This window comes from Actinosynnema sp. NPDC037264 (assembly GCF_055603705.1).
This window is the reverse complement of sequence record NZ_JBVJVK010000012.1, coordinates 158,617-174,862: the sequence shown is the minus strand read 5'-3', so window position 1 is coordinate 174,862 and position 16,246 is coordinate 158,617. Positions and strand designations below refer to the sequence as shown.

Here is a 16,246-nt window from a genome sequence, read left to right as displayed (position 1 = left end):
GGTCCCGGTCACAGGTCGAGGACGAGTCGTGGGCTTCGGGACCGCGACACGCAGATCATCATCACGTCGCAGGCCGCCCGCTCCCCCTCGTCGAGCACGGAGTCCCGGTGGTCCGGGACTCCCGCCAGCACACCCGTCTCGCACGTGCCGCACGTGCCCTCCCGGCAGGACGACAGCACCGCGATCCCGGCCTCCTCCACCGCGTGCAGGACCGACTCGTCCTCCGGCACGACCAGGGTCCGACCCGACCGCGCCAACTCGACCTCGAACGACGTGCGCGGGCCTTCGACGGCCCTGGGCGTGAAGCGCTCGACGTGCAGCCGAGCGGGAGAGCGCTGTTCGACGGCGGCCAGCAGCGGTTCCGGCCCGCAGCAGTAGATCTCGGCGTCCGCCTCCAGGAACGAGTCCAGCTCCAGCAGCCCGGTCTCGTCCTGCGGCCGCACGACCACCCGGTCGCCGTACCGGTCGCGCAGTTCTCCGGCGAACGCCATGGACGAGCGCGTCCGCCCGCCGTACAGCAACCGCCACGACGCGCCCCGATCCGCGACAGCCCTGATCATGGGCACGATCGGCGTGATGCCGATGCCGCCCGCGACGAACAGGTAGCGCTCCGCCGCCACCAGCGGGAACTGGTTGCGCGGCCCGCGAACGCGCACCGCGGACCCCTCGCCGAGCGTCGAGTGCACGTACCGCGAACCCCCGCGGCCGGCGGGCTCGTGCAGCACCGCCACCTGGAGCGCCGAGCGGTCCGCCGGGTCGCCGCACAGCGAGTACTGGCGGACGAGGTCCGGCCCCAGCACGAGGTCGACGTGGGCGCCGGGTTCCCAGGCGGGCAGCGGTTCGCCGGCCGGGTGGCGCAGGGTCAGCCGCACCACTCCGTCGGCGATGAACTCCTTGCGCTCGACCAGGACGTCGAACTCCACGTGCTCGGCGGACGCGGTCATCGGGCTCCTGTTCACCGGTGGGCTTCGACCGGCCGCCGCTCGACCGTCGGCGGTGACCCGGCCGTCGGCGGCGCGTGGCCCTCCGGGTGGGCCAGCAGCCAGTCCCACAGTCGCACCGGGTCGTCCGAGTCGTGCTCGGCTCCGCAATGGCACACGCCGACCAGCAGGTCGGTGCCCGGTTCCCAGTGGACGCGGTAGACCGTGCCGCCGCGCAGCATCGCCACCCGGTCGCTCATGTCGCGGTCGCCTTCGCGGGTTCGCCGGCCGCCGAGACCATGCGCTTGAGGATGCGCCGCGCGGCCAGCCCGCCGGTGTCGATGTTGATCGACAGTTCCTGGTAGCCCTCGGGCTCGGACCGGATCACGCGTTCCAGGACGTCCAGCGCGGTGACGTCCTGGAGGACGACCGTGCGGTTGCTGTCACGCAGGAAGTCCGACACCTCCTGGTCGTCCAGCGCGAAATCCCGTGCCACGGCCCAGAAGTCGTGCGTGCTGTGCTCGGTCTCCGGTGTGATGGCGTAGACGACCTCGACGTGGAAGCCGCGCGGGTCCGAGCCGTCGGCCTCGGGCAGCACGCCGACCGGCGCGACCCGGCTGTGCAGCAGGTACAGGCACGGCGGGTGGTACTCGATGTCCTGCCAGCGCGTGATCCGGCCTTCGATCCCGGTGGACCTGGCGTAGAACGGCGGGCAAGCCGCGTCGGCCATGTGCCGGCTGACGTAGATGATCCCGTTGTCCTCGTCGACCTCGGTGGTGATCGGCGTATTGGCCACCTCGGGCGTGCCGATGTACCCGCCGTGCAGGTAGGTCTCGTGCGACAGGTCCATGAGGTTGTCCACCAGCAGCTCGTACCGCGCCGCCAGCGGTTCCATCCCGCACACGGTGGTGTAGGCGGGGTCGGCGAGCCACGGCGCCCGGGGGATCAGCGCCCGGTCGGCCCGGTCGCGCTCGCCGATCCACACCCAGACGAACGAGTCCTGCTCCACCACCGGGTAGGACGGCACTCGCGCGGTGCGCGGGATCCGCTCCTGACCCGGCACGAACACGCAAGTGCCGGCCTTGTCGTAGGTGAAGCCGTGGTAGCCGCAGACGATCGTGTCGCCCTCCAGCCTGCTTTCCGAGAGCGGGTAGCGCCGGTGCACGCACCGGTCCGCCAGCGCCACCACCTCGCCCGCCTCGCTGCGGTAGAACACCAGCGGCTCGCCCAGGATCGTCCTGGCGAACAGCTCGTGCCCGATCTCGCGGCCGTAGGCCGCCACGTACCACTGGTCACGCGCGAACGTCATGATCTGGCAACCTCCTGCGGTGCACGGTCCGGGCACGAGACAGATCGCGGCCGGGCACGGGGCGGTCGGCCGACGTGCCCGCCGCGGACCTCTGATGCGTCCGTCGCCGCCCCATGCGGTGATCTTCGAGCGATTCGTCTCCTGTGGACGGTCGGGTCAGGTCGCGCCGTAACGGGCGCGCACGAGTTTCTTGAGCAGCTTCCCGGTGGCGCTCTGCGGCAGTTCGTCCACGAACACCACGGACTTCGGGATCTTGTAGCCCGCCAGCCGGTCGCGCAGGAACGCCAGCACGTCCAGCTCGCTCGTCGCGTCCGCACCGGGGTTGACGGTGACGACCGCGCGGCCCACCTCGCCCCACCTGGGGTCCGGCACGCCGATCACGGTGCACTCGGCGATCGCCGGGTGCTCGTGGAGGACGCCCTCGACCTCCGCCGGGTAGATGTTCTCCCCGCCCGAGATGATCACGTCCTTGAGCCGGTCGACCACGGTGATGTAGCCGTCCTCGTCCGGCGTGGCGACGTCGCCGGAGTGGAACCACCCGTCGGGGCCGAAGGCCACCGCCGTGTCCGCGGGCCGCCGCCAGTAGCCGCGCATCACGTTCGGACCGCTGATCACGATCTCGCCCTTCTCACCGGGCCCGACGTCGGCCAGGTCTGGCCCGACCACGCGCACGTCGGTGAAGAAGTGCGGCACACCGGCGGTTCCCGCCTTGGCCTCGCTCATCTCCTTGGTCAGGTACAGGGCGCCGGGCGAGGTCTCCGTCATGCCGTAGCCCTGGCTGAAGGACAGCCCGCGTCGCTGGTAGGTGCGGATGGTCGACTCCGGCACGGGCGCGCCGCCGCAGTTGACCTGCCGCAGGCTGGACAGGTCGGCCTCCTCCCAGCGCGGGCAGGCGGCGATCGCGTTGTACATGGTGGGAACGCCGAACATGTAGGTGACGCGGTGGGTCTCGATCTGTTCGAGCACCCCGGCGGCGTCGAAGGCGGACATGAGGACGACCGTGCCGCCCTTGATGAGCGTGGGCAGGCAGGTCATGTTGAGCCCGGCGGTGTGGAACAGCGGCGCGACGACCAGCGTCACCTCGTCACTGGCCAGGTCGACGTCGACCAGCACGTTGACGGTGTTCCAGGTGAGGTTGCCGTGGGTCAGCATGGCGCCCTTGGGCCGCCCGGTCGTGCCCGAGGTGTACATGATCAGGCACAGGTCGTCGAGCGTGACCGGCTCGTCGATCGGATCGGCCTCGGAGGCCGCGATCAACTCCTCGTACGAGGACTCACCCGCGGCGGGGTGGTCGAGCGCGATGACCCGCAGCGGACCCACGGCCGCCCGGACCGCCTGGACGACGGAGGCCTGCTCCGGCGCGTACACCAGCACGTCACTGCCGGAGTCGGTCAGGACGTGGGCCACCTCCGCCGGCGCCAGCCGCATGTTCAGCGGGACGAACACCGCGCCGAGCACGCCGACGGCGAACAACGCCTCCAGGAAGGCGGGGTGGTTCGGCCCCAGGTACGCGACCCGGTCGCCCCGGCCCACCCCGACCCGCCGCAGGCCGTGCGCCAGCCGGAGGACCCGCTCGTGCAGCTGCCGATAGGTCGAGCCACGACCTTCGTGGACCACCGCCACCTTCTCCGGCGTCTTGCGGACCCGCCGTGCGGGCCACGAGCCGATGCCCTGGTTGCGCATGACGACCCCTTCAGTCCTCGACCAGACCCGGCGGGCGGGCCGCGCGGTCCTCGATGATCTCCGGCCGGACACCGTGCTCCCCCGCCGGCCTTCGCGCGCCGACCCGGCCACCACCGATGACCACCGCGACCTCGCCCGGCAGCTCCATCGCGCATCCCCTCCCGCCGACCCGCGCTCGAACCGGTCCCCACATGAAGCTAGGCACATCCATGTCGGCCGTCAAGAATTTGCCCAACGTTCGGTGCGGGAAGAGCCCTGGAGACGACGCCTGGCTCGGTTTCAGGGTCCGACGTGGATGTACGGGACCCAGGCGGAGGGCAGCGTGTCCCAGCCCCGGGCGCGGAGGTCGTGCACGGCGTGGTGCAGCGCGTAGGCGGCTCGGTCACCGGCCGTCGTCGTGCCGAGGCGTCGGTAGAAGCCGCGGGCGACCTCGGCGGCAGTGGTGTCGTGGATCGGCCACAGGGTGGCCACGACGTTGCGGTAGCCGGCCAGGTGGAGCGCGGCGCCCAGGTGCAGCGATTCGTCGGGCAGGTCGCCTCCGCTCGCGGTGTCGCACGCGGAGAGGTAGGCCAGTTCACCGCTGAGGTGCAGGCGGGAGACGTCGGCGACGGTCAGCCGTTCGTCGTGCAGCACCAGTCCCGAGGCCGACGGGTGGCGGGGGTCGGCCACGCCGTGGCAGGCGAAGTGCACGTGGGTGTGCCGTCGCAGGTCGGCGAGCACCCGGTGGCGCGCCGCGTCGGCGGATCGGCGCACGGTGCACCGGCCTCGCGACAGCTCGGTGAGCACGGCGACTTCCGGGTCGACGTCCAGCGCGACGGCGTCCGCCGCGTCGGGGACCGCGACGACGAGCGTGCCGTCGCGCCCGGCCGGTTCGTCCTTGCGCGCCAGGGAGAGCGCTCTGATCGTGGGTGTGTAGGAGGACACCGTGCGGTGGGGCACGGAGGCGGACGTGCCGGGGATGCCGGCCGCGTGCAGCGGCAGCCGGGTCATGGCGCCGGTCGGGCACCACCACAGCCGGGGCGTCGGGCCGAGGTGGTCGAGCACGGGCCGTGCCACGGCCTGCCACAGCCACGCCAGCACGTCGTTCAGGACGGTGTTGTGCGCGATGACCCCGGCGACGCCCTGGGCGGCGTGCGCGGCCGCGGCGAGTTCGTCGGCCCGTTCGGCCGCGGTGGCCCCCGTGAGGTCGGGCAGGGGCACCACGTCGACACCACGGGTGGTCAGGACCAGGGCGTCGCAGCGCAGTGGGCTCACGTTGACGATGACGACCGGTCCGCCGGCCGCGGCGGTGAGCAGCTCGGTGAACGGCGGCGGGCGCAGGAAGCCGGCCAGCCCCGGCAGCCCGCGGACCTCGTCCACCGCCTCGTCCCACTGCCGGGCCAGCGCCATGCGGCGGTCGCGCGCGGCGGGTGCGGGATCGGTCGCAGGAGCCTCGTCGAGGCCGTCGCGCAGTTCGACCAGCCGCCGCGCGAGGTCGGGGCGCACGTCGTGCAGCGCCAGGAAGTCCGTGCGCAGGTCCAGGACCTGCGACCAGAGCACGGACCGGCCCTGCTCCAGCAGTTCGACGGCCCGTTGCGGACGACCCGCCGCGAGCGCGGTGGCGGCGGCGTGCGAAGCGACCCCGACCATCGCCAGCAGTTGCCGTTGCTGGTCCTCGCGGTGCAGGCCGCGCCAGGCGAACACCGGCAGCAACGCCACCACCTGCTCGTACCCGGCGAGCGACGACTCCACGTCGTGGCCGGCCGCCGCAACGGCCCACCACGACGCCGCCTGGATCCGGTCGAGCGCGGGCGACGCGACCGAGCCCGCCGCGACCGCCAGCGCGGCGAGGGCCTCGGCGAGGTCGGCCGGGTCGTGCCCGGCCCGGTGGCGGCGGATCAGCGCGGTGGCGAGGTTGTACGAGTGCACCGCGTGCCGGGTTTCGCCCGACGTGGTGCGCGAGACGCATTCCCGCATCAGGGCGACGGCCTCGTCCAGGTCCCGGGCCTGGCCGGTGGACCCGAACCGGTCGGCGAGCGCGCCACCGAGGTTGGAGAGGTACCGGGACCGGCCGGGGTCTTCTGGGCGCGTGGCCGCCAGGACGTCACGATAGATCCCGATGGCGCGGTCGAGGTCGGCCGGGTCGCGCCGGACGCGGAAGCGCGTCGCGTACGCGTTCGCGAGGTTCGTCGAGTTCCGGGCGTGGCGGGTCGTGCCCTCGATCCCGGTGACCGACCCGATGCCCGCCTCCACGGCCGCGTCCAGGTGCGCGGGGTCACCGGTGAGGTGGTACAGGTTCCCCAACCCCTCGCACAGGCCGGCGAGGATCTCGGGCCGCAGCACCTCGGTCGGCCCGACGGTGGCCAGCGCCTCGTGGAAAGCGTTCACCGCGTCCACCGCGTCCACCGCGTCCACCGCGTCCGCCGCGGCGCCGGTCCGCTCGAAGCGGCGGAGCAACGCGCCGCCAAGCTGGTCGACCAAAGAGGGATCCGGACGGACGCCACCCGCGATCCCGCGCCGGATCACCGCGATCCCGTCGTCCAGGTCGCGCGCGGAGCCGAAGAGCTCGTACGCGGTCAGCAGGGCGTGTCCGACCGCCCCCAGCTGGACGACCGCCATGCCCGGCGGCAACTCGGGCGCGGTGATCTCGCGGGCGATGGCCAGCGCGCGCGTGGCCGAGTCCTGGTCGCCGTGCCGGTGGTAGCGGGCGAGGTGCGCCCGCACCAGGTTGGCCTGGTCCAGCAGGTGCTCGGGATGCCCGTCCGGCCTGGCTGCCGCGGCGGCGGCGTACAGCTCGATCGCTTCGTCCAGGTCCTCGTCGCTGCCGAACCTGCGGGAGCGGTCGGACAGCGCGACGGCCAGGAGGTTGAGGTGGTCGACGTAATGCGGCCGGTCCGGCGGGACGTGGTCACCGGCCGACCTGTGCCACCGCACCGCCTCCTCGATGGCCGCGCGGTCGCCGGTCTCGTCGAACAGCAGTCGGTATGCGGTGCCGAGCTGCACCCTGGCCCGACCCTTGAGGTCGGTGCTGCTGCTGTCCACCACGGTCAGCAGCAGCTCGATCGACTCGGCCAGCGCGCCCGGCACGCCACAGAGGTGCGCCGGCACCAGCGCGTTCGCCAGGTTGACCACGCAGTAGTCGGTCAAGGGCTGCTCGCCCCGCGCCGGGCCGAGTGCGGCGCGCCCGGCCGCGACGCCGTGCTCCACGTCGAGCGGGTCCTGGAACCGCTCGAAGCGCGCGAGGTAGGTGAGGCACAACCGGGTGTGGGCCAGCGCCTGCGGCACCCCCAGCGCGAGCTGCTCCGCGAGCGGCACGGCGCGGCGCAACACCTCGACCGCCTCGTCGAGGCCGACGGTCGTGGTGTCGGTCTCGGCGCGGGAGACGAGGGCGAGGCCCAGTTCCAGCAGGGCGTGGACGTGAGCCGGGTGGCCAGGCTCGGTCGCCGCCACCCCGAGGCGGTAGAGGGCGATCATGCGGTCCGGCTCGTCGGTCCCCACGTGTTCGCCCAAGCCGGCGAGCAGGTCGGCGGTCAGCGCGGCGACGTGCGCCCGGACGTCGTCGTCCGCGTCGGGGTCGTGCCACGTCCGCGACATCACCTCGACCAGCAGGTCGGCCCGCTCCGGCCCGGGTCGCTGCACGTACTGCGTCGCCCGCAGGTCGACCAGGTTCATCAGCGCGACGGGCCGGTGCCGCCAGCCGGGCCGCGCCGCCGCGAGGCAGGCGTCGAGGACGCGGGCGGCTTCGGCGCCGTCCGGGCTGTCGGGGCCGTCCACCCGGAGCCGGAGCGTCAGGAACCCGCCGAGCCGGCACAACGCGGTGCCGTGGAACTCCTCGCCCTCCGGGAGCCTGGCGGCGCACGCGGTCGTCGCAGCCACCGCGCGGTCGAGGTCCGACCGGTCCCCGGTCACCTCGAAGCGGGAGGCGAAGCCGCCGCCCAGGCTGTAGAGGAAGAACGGGTCGAACTCGCCCTCCCCCGCGCCGCCTGCCTCGACCAGGTCGAGCGCGGCCGATAACAGGACCGGCAGCACCTCGGGGTGCGCCTGCCGCAGCGCGAGGAACCGGTTCAGGTAGGCCGACACGGTGTCCAGGTCCTGGTCACCGGCGAGGAACCGGCACCAGCAGAGGTACGCCACGGCCACGACCGCGTCCGGATCGGTCGCGTCGGCGAGCGCGTGGGCTTCCGCGAGCGCTTCGGGCGCCAGGACCGCGTCGACGTCCTGGTCCTGGAAGAAGGCGGCGACGCGCCGGAAGAGCGAGGCGGCCAACTGCTCGGTCTCCACAACACCTGCCTCGCACGGCGTCGCCCTCGCGTTACCGCCGGGATCGTCCGACACCGTGGCCCGCACCCGCCGGGCGCGGTGGAACTCGTTGCGGGGTGGGGAATCCGCCGACGTGGGCCGACCCGATCCCACCTTCCTGGTGGTGGACGGAATCCTTCCGATGCCCGACGCTGTCGCGTGACGTGAGCGCGCGCACCGGCGCTGCCGTGCCGGGGGGAAGCCGGAGGAGGACTCCCGTGGAGATGGCGGACCGCTTGGCCGGCTACGCGAAGGCGTTGCGCGAGCAGGGGGCGATCCGGACCGACGCGGTCGAGCGCGCCTTCCGCTCGGTCAGGCGGGACCGGTGCGTGACCCACTTCTACCCGGGGCCCGGTTCGCGCGTCGACGTCGGGCCGGACGGGCCGCCCGGAGCGGTGCTGGACGTGATCTACCGGGACACCCCGTTACCCGTCCGGCGGCCCGGGACGGGGCCCACGGCCCGGTGCTCGTCCGCGCGGCCGAGCCTGGTCGCCCGGATGCTGGAGGCGCTCGACCTGCGACCGGGGCACCGGGTGTTGGAGATCGGCACGGGCAACGGCTACACCGCCGCGCTCATCGCGGCCGTCACCGGGACCCGCGTGTTCTCCCTGGACTGCCGGCTGGACGTGGTGCACGACGCCCAGCGGGCGATGCGCAGGCTGGGGCGGGCCGACGTCACCGTGGCGTGCGGCGACCTCGAACGCGGCGTGCCGAGCCAGGCCCCGTTCGACCGGGTGATCGTCACCTTCCCCCGCGACCGCGTGTCGCCCGCGTGGCTCGACCACCTCGGCGCGGACGGCGTGCTCCTCGTCCCGATGAGCCTCGCCGACGCCCATCCGGTGCTCGCGGTTCGCGTCAATCGCGACGGCGCGTTCGGCACTCCCGCGATGTGGACGTCTCCCCGGGATTACGACTGGGCGCTCGCGGCGGAGGAATTCGACCGCCCGAAATCACCGATCCCGATCCCGACCCGCCGGTGACTCCGCACCGCCACCACCCGACCGGTGTGACTTGGATGTTAAAGATGGGTGTGAACCTGCCGGTCGACGCCCGTCACGCAGTGTGCCATCAGGACACCCGACGGCATATCGTCGCAGGTAACACTACGTAAGTCGGTCCAGGTCCGGACGTGAGCCGCAGCACGGTCGTAAACGTGACGTTACGTCGTGCTCACCACCCGCGGCACGTTAAAGTGCGGATTCGAATCCTTTCTTGTAGGCACCCCTGCGGCCCCCTAAGGTGACCCAGCGAGGCCATTGACGGTGGCCGTCGATTTAGCGATTCACTATTACTTCGGAGGTGATCGCCGTGTCGAATTTCTCCGCCGGTAGCGTTCGTCCGGACGCCGCGGAGCCCGATTCCGAGCTCGGTGACTCGCTGCTGCGCCTGGCCAGGCACTTCCAGCGGGGCGAGACCTCCGCGGACGGGCGCACGTTGCACCAGATCGGTGGACGCGGCGCCGACGTCTTCTACCGGGACCGGTGGGCCCACGACAAGGTGGTGCGGTCCACCCACGGGGTGAACTGCACCGGCTCCTGCTCGTGGAAGGTCTACGTCAAGGACGGCGTGATCACCTGGGAGTCCCAGCAGACCGACTACCCCTCGATCGGGCCGGACAAGCCGGAGTACGAGCCGCGCGGCTGTCCGCGTGGCGCGTCCTTCTCCTGGTACACCTACTCCCCCGCCCGCGTGCGCTACCCGTACGTGCGCGGCGTGCTGCTGGAGTACTACCGCGAGGCCAAGGAACGGCTGAAGGACCCGGTGCTCGCCTGGGCCGACATCGTCGAGGACCCGGAGAAGTCCCGCAAGTACAAGGCCGCCCGCGGCATGGGCGGCTTCGTGCGCGCCGAGTGGTGGGAGGCCGCCGAGATGGTCGCCGCCGCGCACGTGCACACGATCAAGCGCTACGGCCCGGACCGGGTCGCGGGCTTCTCGCCGATCCCGGCGATGTCCATGGTCAGCCACGCGGCAGGCGCGCGGTTCGTCTCGCTGGTCGGCGGCTCGATGCTGAGCTTCTACGACTGGTACGCCGACCTGCCGGTGGCGAGCCCGCAGGTGTTCGGCGACCAGACCGACGTGCCGGAGTCGGCGGACTGGTTCGACGCCGGCTACCTGATCATGTGGGGCTCGAACGTCCCGGTCACCCGCACGCCCGACGCGCACTACATGACCGAGGCGCGCTACCGGGGCCAGAAGGTCGTCGTGGTGTCCCCCGACTACGCCGACAACACCAAGTTCGCCGACGAGTGGCTGCCCGCGCGCCCCGGCACCGACGCGGCGCTGGCCATGGCGATGGGGCACGTGATCCTGCGGGAGTTCTTCGTCGAGAAGAGCACCCCGTACTTCACCGACTACGTCAAGCGCTACACCGACCTGCCGTTCCTGGTGACCCTGACCGAGACCGACGACGGCCACGTGCCGGGGAAGTTCCTCACCGCCGCGGACCTCGGCGACACCGGCGAGGGCGCGGAGTCCAAGACGGTCCTGCTGGACGCGCGCGGCGAGCCCGTGGTGCCGCCGGGGTCGCTCGGGCACCGGTTCACCGACTCGGGCCAGGGCAACTGGAACCTCGACCTCGGCGACGTCGACCCGCTGCTGTCCGCGCGCGGCGGCGAGCCGGTCACCGTGGCGCTGCCGCGGTTCGACACCAGCGAGCCGGGCGTGCTGCGCCGGGGCGTGCCGACGCGGATCGTCGCGGGCCGCCGGGTGACCACGGTGTTCGACCTGCTGCTCGCCCAGTACGGCGTGCGCCGCGACGACCTGCCCGGCGAGTGGCCCACCGGCTACGACGACGCCACCCAGCCCTACACCCCCGCCTGGCAGGAAGCGATCACCGGCGTGCCCGCCGCCGCGGCCGAGCGGATCGGCCGGGAGTTCGCCGACAACGCCGAGCGCTCCAAGGGCCGGTCCATGATCCTCATGGGCGCGGGCACCAACCACTGGTTCCACTCCGACCAGATCTACCGCTCGTTCCTGGCGCTGACCATGCTCACCGGCTGCCAGGGCGTCAACGGCGGCGGGTGGGCGCACTACGTCGGCCAGGAGAAGTGCCGCCCGGTCACCGGGTGGTCCACCCTGGCGTTCGGGCTGGACTGGCAGCGCCCGCCCCGGCAGATGCAGGGCACGATCTTCTGGTACCTGGCCACCGACCAGTGGCGCTACGACCCGTTCACCTCGGACGTGATGTCCTCGCCGCTGGGCACCGGGCGCTTCGCCGGGCGCACCGCGGCCGACAACATCGCGCTCGCGTCACGGCTCGGGTGGATGCCGAGCTACCCGACGTTCAACCGCAACCCGCTGGACCTGGCCGACGAGGCGGAGCGGCTGGGCAAGCCCGCCGCGGACCACGTGGTGGACGGGCTCAAGTCCGGGCACCTGCGGTTCGCCTGCGAGGACCCGGACGCGCCGGAGAACTTCCCGCGCGTGCTCACCGTGTGGCGGGCGAACCTGCTCGGCTCGTCGGCCAAGGGCAACGAGTACTTCCTCAAGCACCTGCTCGGCACCGACACCAACCTGCGCGCCAAGGACTCCGACGGGGTGCGGCCGCAGGAGGTGACCTGGCGCGACGAGGCGCCGGTCGGCAAGCTGGACCTGCTGCTGTCGCTGGACTTCCGGATGACGTCGACGACGCTGTTCTCGGACGTGGTGCTGCCCGCGGCGACCTGGTACGAGAAGCACGACCTGTCCTCCACCGACATGCACCCCTACGTGCACGCCTTCTCGCCCGCGATCTCCCCGCCGTGGGAGACCAAGACCGACTTCGAGGCGTTCCACCGCATCGCCCGCGGGTTCTCCTGGCTGGCCGAGAAGCACCTGGGCAAGCGCAAGGACATCGTGGCGGTCGCGCTCACCCACGACACCGTCGACGCCACCGCGCAGCCCGGCGGGCAGGTGCTGGACTGGAAGAACGGCGAGTGCGAGCCGATCCCCGGCAAGACCATGCCCCGGCTCGTGGTCGTGGAGCGGGACTACCCGGCGATCGGCGACAAGATGGCCGCCCTCGGACCGCTGGTCGAGAAGGTCGGGCTGACCACCAAGGGCGTCACCTACCACCCGGACGAAGAGGTCGAGTACCTCAAGGGCGCCAACGGCACGGTCCCGTCCGGCGTTGCGGCCGGTCGGCCGTCGCTGGCCAAGGACACCCACGCCGCGGAGGCGATCCTGGCGCTGTCCGGCACGACCAACGGCCGCCTGGCCACGGAGGGCTTCCGCGCCCTGGAACGCCGGACCGGCACCCCGCTGGCCGACCTGGCCGCGGAGAGCGAGGGCAAGCGGATCACCTTCCCGGACACCCAGGCCCGGCCGGTGCCGGTGATCACCTCGCCGGAGTGGTCGGGCAGCGAGACCGGCGGCCGGCGGTACTCCCCGTTCACGATCAACACCGAGCGGCTCAAGCCCTGGCACACCCTCACCGGGCGCCAGCACTTCTTCCTCGACCACGACTGGATGTTCGAGCTGGGCGAGCAGCTGCCGGTCTTCCGACCACCGCTGGACATGACGGCGCTGTTCGACGAGCCGGCCGTCGGCGCGCTGGACGGCGGGGTGACCGTGCGCTACCTGACCCCGCACTCGAAGTGGTCGATCCACTCGGCGTACCAGGACAACCTGCACATGCTCACGCTGTCGCGGGGCGGTCAGGCGATCTGGATGTCCGACCGGGACGCCGCGAAGATCGGCGTCGCGGACAACGACTGGATCGAGGCGGTCAACCGCAACGGCATCGTGGTCGCGCGCGCGATCGTGTCCCACCGGATGCCCGAGGGCACGGTGTTCATGTACCACGCGCAGGACAAGGCCGTCGGCGTGCCGCGGACCGAGGCGACCGGCAAGCGCGGCGGCATCCACAACGCGCTGACCCGGTTGATGATCAAGCCGTCGCACCTCATCGGCGGCTACGCCCAGCAGTCCTTCGCGCTCAACTACCACGGTCCCACGGGCAACCAGCGCGACGAGGTCACGACCATTCGCCGCCGCGGCCAGGAGGTGCAGTACTGATGCGCGTGATGGCACAGCTCGCCATGGTGATGAACCTGGACAAGTGCATCGGCTGCCACACGTGCAGCGTCACCTGCAAGCAGGCGTGGACCAATCGCGGCGGTGTGGAGTACGCGTGGTTCAACAACGTCGAGACGCGGCCCGGGCAGGGCTACCCGCGCCAGTACCAGGACCAGGACAAGTGGAAGGGCGGCTGGGCGCTCAACAAGCGCGGCAAGCTGACCCTGCGCACCGGCTCGCGGCTCAAGCGGCTGCTGAACATCTTCGCCAACCCGGACATGCCCACGGTGGCGGACTACTACGAGCCGTGGACCTACGACTACCAGAACCTGCTCTCCGCCCCGCCCTCGGACACCACGCCCACCGCCAAGCCGAAGTCGTCGATCACCGGCGAGGACACGAAGGTGACGTGGGGCGCCAACTGGGACGACGACCTGGGCGGCGGGCCGGCGCAGATCGGCAAGGACCCGTTGCTGGGCAAGCTCTCCGAGCAGGTCAAGCTCGAGTTCGAGCAGACGTTCATGTTCTACCTGCCCCGCATCTGCGAGCACTGCCTCAACCCGTCGTGCGCGGCGTCCTGCCCGTCCGGCGCGATCTACAAGCGCGCCGAGGACGGCATCGTGCTGGTGGACCAGGACAAGTGCCGCGGCTGGCGGCAGTGCGTCACGGGCTGCCCGTACAAGAAGATCTACTTCAACCACAAGACGGGCAAGGCGGAGAAGTGCACGTTCTGCTACCCGCGGGTCGAGGTGGGCATCCCGACGGTGTGCTCCGAGACGTGCGTCGGCAGGCTGCGCTACATCGGCGTGCTGCTCTACGACGCGGACAAGGTGGGTGAGGCGGCGTCGGTCAAGGACGACAAGGACCTCTACCCCGCGCAGCTCGACGTCTTCCTCAACCCGCACGACCCGCGGGTGGTCGCCGAGGCCGAGCGGGCGGGCATCTCCCCCGAGTGGATCGAGGCCGCGCAGAACTCGCCGGTCTACCGCCTGATCGTCGACTACCAACTGGCGCTGCCGCTGCACCCGGAGTACCGCACCATGCCGATGGTCTGGTACGTGCCGCCGCTGTCGCCGGTGGTCGACGTGCTGTCGGAGACCGGTCACGACGGCGAGGCCGTGGGCAACCTGTTCGGCGCCATCGACGCGTTGCGCATCCCGGTGGAGTACCTGGCCGAGCTGTTCACCGCCGGTGACGTGGGGCCGGTGCGGGCCTCGTTGCAGCGGTTGGCCGCGATGCGCGCGCACATGCGCAAGGTCAACCTCGGCGAGGACGTGGACGACTCGATCGCCGCGTCGGTGCGGCTCGCGCCCGGCGAGATCGAGTCGATGTACCGGCTGCTGGCCATCGCCAAGTACGAGGACCGCTACGTGATCCCCGCCGGCGCGGGGTCGGACGCGCACCGGCTGGAGGCCCTGACCACCGGGTGCAGCCTGGACGGCGACGGCGGTCCCGGCATGACCGCGTTCGAGGTGATGGCGGAGAAGTTCCAGCTGACCGACACCAACGGCGCGGCGCCGGCCGACAAGGCCAAGCGCATCAACCTGCTCGACTGGGACGGGGTCGACACCAAGGGCCTGTTCCCCGCCGGTGGCAACGGCAACGGCAACGGCGCCGCGACCGCGCACGAACCCGAGGCCATCGCATGAGCGTGCTGCGCAAGCGCGACAAGAAGGTCGCGGAGGCGCCGGACCGCGAGAGCCGGCTGGTGTGGCGGATCGCCGCGCTCCTGATCGACTACCCGGGCGAGGCGATGACGCGCCTGCTGCCCGACCTGCGCGCGGCGGCCGGGTCGCTGCCCGCGCCCGCCGGACCCGCGCTGGCGTCCTTCATCGACCACGCGGCGTCCTCGACGGGCAACGCGCTGGCGCAGCACTACGTCGAGACCTTCGACCTGCGCAAGCGCAACTGCCTGCACCTGTCGTACTACGCCTACGGCGACACCCGCAAGCGCGGCATGGCGCTGCTGCGGTTCAAGCACGCCTACCGCGCGGCCGGTGTCGAGCTGGGCGAGCACGAGCTGCCCGATCACCTCTCGGTCGTGCTCGAGTTCGCCGCGACCGCCGATCCCGCCGCCGGGCGGCGGCTGCTGGTGGAGCACCGCCCGGTGCTGGAGATGATCCGGCTGTCCCTGGCCGACGGCGGGTCGCCGTACCTGGCCGTGCTGGACGCGGTGTGCGCCACGCTGCCGGAGATCAGCGCCGCGGACCTCCGCAAGATCGCGACCCTGGCCGCGGAAGGGCCGCCCGAGGAGGACGTGGGGTTGGAGCCGTTCGCGATGGACCCCGCGCTGCACGCCGAAGCGGGAGGACGACGATGAGCACGTTGTTGTGGCTGGCCCTGCCGTACATCGCGCTGACCTCGTTCCTGGTCGGGCACGTCTGGCGGTACCGGCACGACCAGTTCGGCTGGACGACCCGGTCCTCGCAGATGCACGAGAGCAGGCTCCTGCGCATGGGCAGCCCGCTGTTCCACTTCGGGCTGCTCGCCGTGATCGGCGGCCACGTGCTGGGCCTGCTGGTCCCGAAGAGCTGGACCGAGTTCTTCGGGATCAGCGAGGGCATGTACCACCTCGTCTCGGTGACGGCCGGGACGCTGGCGGGCGTGGCCACCGTGGCGGGCCTGGCGATCCTGCTCTACCGCCGGTTCACGGTGTCCGCGGTGCGCCAGGCCACCACGCGGGGCGACAAGGTCATGTACGCGCTGCTCGCGGCGGCGATCGTGACCGGGATGTTCAACACCGTGGGCGAGAACCTGATCGGTGGCGGCTACGACTACCGGTCGTCGGTGTCCGTGTGGTTCCGAGGCCTGTTCACGTTCTCCGCGCGGCCGGAGCTGATGGCGGGCACGCCGCTCAGCTTCCAGGTGCACAACGTGACCGTGCTCGTGCTGCTGGGCATCTGGCCGTACACCCGCCTGGTGCACGTGTTCAGCGCGCCGCTCGGCTACCTCGTGCGGCCGTACGTCGTGTACCGCAGCCGTGACCCACAACGCCCCGACGCCAACCGCTACGCCCGCGCGTGGGGCGACCAGCACGAGTAGGAGCGGTCACCCGCACCGG

11 protein-coding genes are annotated in these 16,246 nt (G+C 71.9%); 5 read left to right on the top strand and 6 right to left on the bottom strand.

Annotation, left to right across the window (positions count from 1 at the left end):
• Positions 1–8: 8 nt before the first annotated feature.
• The 6 genes from ACZ7GX_RS16725 to ACZ7GX_RS16700 form a co-directional block, all read right to left on the bottom strand.
• Complete coding sequence (locus ACZ7GX_RS16725; RefSeq protein WP_498777484.1) at positions 9–944, bottom strand: PDR/VanB family oxidoreductase; 936 nt, start codon at positions 942–944, stop codon at positions 9–11.
• Between the two features lie 11 nt (positions 945–955).
• Positions 956–1,180, bottom strand: a complete 225-nt coding sequence (locus ACZ7GX_RS16720) for a hypothetical protein (protein WP_498777482.1) — start codon at positions 1,178–1,180, stop codon at positions 956–958.
• Positions 1,177–2,229 carry an aromatic ring-hydroxylating dioxygenase subunit alpha gene (locus ACZ7GX_RS16715; RefSeq protein WP_498777480.1) on the bottom strand — a complete coding sequence of 351 codons (1,053 nt, stop codon included), beginning with the start codon at positions 2,227–2,229 and terminating at the stop codon, positions 1,177–1,179. Before ACZ7GX_RS16715 ends, ACZ7GX_RS16720 begins: the two co-directional genes overlap by 4 nt.
• 156 nt (positions 2,230–2,385) lie before the next feature.
• The gene (locus ACZ7GX_RS16710) at positions 2,386–3,912 is read right to left on the bottom strand and encodes an acyl-CoA synthetase (RefSeq protein WP_498777478.1); all 1,527 of its coding nucleotides are present in this window, start codon (positions 3,910–3,912) and stop codon (positions 2,386–2,388) included.
• Positions 3,913–3,922: 10 nt separating this feature from the next.
• Positions 3,923–4,060, bottom strand: coding sequence for a hypothetical protein (locus ACZ7GX_RS16705; protein WP_498777476.1), 138 nt, complete (start codon positions 4,058–4,060; stop codon positions 3,923–3,925).
• Between the two features lie 131 nt (positions 4,061–4,191).
• Positions 4,192–8,172, bottom strand: coding sequence for a CHAT domain-containing protein (locus ACZ7GX_RS16700; protein ID WP_498777474.1), 3,981 nt, complete (start codon positions 8,170–8,172; stop codon positions 4,192–4,194).
• A 242-nt stretch (positions 8,173–8,414) separates the two neighbouring features.
• Here ACZ7GX_RS16700 and ACZ7GX_RS16695 point away from each other — a divergent pair, with 242 nt between their 5' ends.
• The 5 genes from ACZ7GX_RS16695 to narI all read left to right on the top strand — a co-directional run bounded on the left by ACZ7GX_RS16695 (position 8,415) and on the right by narI (position 16,227).
• Positions 8,415–9,170 (top strand): protein-L-isoaspartate O-methyltransferase family protein, encoded by a 756-nt coding sequence (locus ACZ7GX_RS16695; RefSeq protein WP_498777524.1) that lies wholly within the window; start codon positions 8,415–8,417, stop codon positions 9,168–9,170.
• Positions 9,171–9,567: 397 nt separating this feature from the next.
• On the top strand, positions 9,568–13,185 hold the full coding sequence (locus ACZ7GX_RS16690; protein ID WP_498777522.1) for a nitrate reductase subunit alpha: 3,618 nt from the start codon (positions 9,568–9,570) through the stop codon (positions 13,183–13,185).
• Positions 13,185–14,834, top strand: a complete 1,650-nt coding sequence (narH, locus tag ACZ7GX_RS16685; protein WP_498777473.1) for a nitrate reductase subunit beta — start codon at positions 13,185–13,187, stop codon at positions 14,832–14,834. Before ACZ7GX_RS16690 ends, narH begins: the two co-directional genes overlap by 1 nt.
• The gene (gene narJ, locus ACZ7GX_RS16680) at positions 14,831–15,505 is read left to right on the top strand and encodes a nitrate reductase molybdenum cofactor assembly chaperone (protein ID WP_498777471.1); all 675 of its coding nucleotides are present in this window, start codon (positions 14,831–14,833) and stop codon (positions 15,503–15,505) included. The genes narH and narJ overlap by 4 nt, the downstream gene beginning before the upstream one ends.
• A complete protein-coding gene (gene narI / locus ACZ7GX_RS16675) occupies positions 15,502–16,227 on the top strand; it encodes a respiratory nitrate reductase subunit gamma (RefSeq protein WP_498777469.1) in 726 nt (241 codons plus the stop codon). The genes narJ and narI overlap by 4 nt, the downstream gene beginning before the upstream one ends.
• Positions 16,228–16,246 lie beyond the last annotated feature (19 nt).

What these genes read in the sequence shown, in the direction of transcription:
- ACZ7GX_RS16725 (WP_498777484.1), bottom strand. Translation starts at nt 944, where the DNA reads ATGACCGCGTCCGCCGAGCACGTGGAGTTCGACGTCCTGGTCGAGCGC.
- ACZ7GX_RS16720 (WP_498777482.1), bottom strand. Translation starts at nt 1,180, where the DNA reads ATGAGCGACCGGGTGGCGATGCTGCGCGGCGGCACGGTCTACCGCGTC.
- ACZ7GX_RS16715 (WP_498777480.1), bottom strand. Translation starts at nt 2,229, where the DNA reads ATGACGTTCGCGCGTGACCAGTGGTACGTGGCGGCCTACGGCCGCGAG.
- ACZ7GX_RS16710 (WP_498777478.1), bottom strand. Translation starts at nt 3,912, where the DNA reads ATGCGCAACCAGGGCATCGGCTCGTGGCCCGCACGGCGGGTCCGCAAG.
- ACZ7GX_RS16705 (WP_498777476.1), bottom strand. Translation starts at nt 4,060, where the DNA reads ATGGAGCTGCCGGGCGAGGTCGCGGTGGTCATCGGTGGTGGCCGGGTC.
- ACZ7GX_RS16695 (WP_498777524.1), top strand. Translation starts at nt 8,415, where the DNA reads ATGGCGGACCGCTTGGCCGGCTACGCGAAGGCGTTGCGCGAGCAGGGG.
- narH (WP_498777473.1), top strand. Translation starts at nt 13,185, where the DNA reads ATGCGCGTGATGGCACAGCTCGCCATGGTGATGAACCTGGACAAGTGC.
- narJ (WP_498777471.1), top strand. Translation starts at nt 14,831, where the DNA reads ATGAGCGTGCTGCGCAAGCGCGACAAGAAGGTCGCGGAGGCGCCGGAC.
- narI (WP_498777469.1), top strand. Translation starts at nt 15,502, where the DNA reads ATGAGCACGTTGTTGTGGCTGGCCCTGCCGTACATCGCGCTGACCTCG.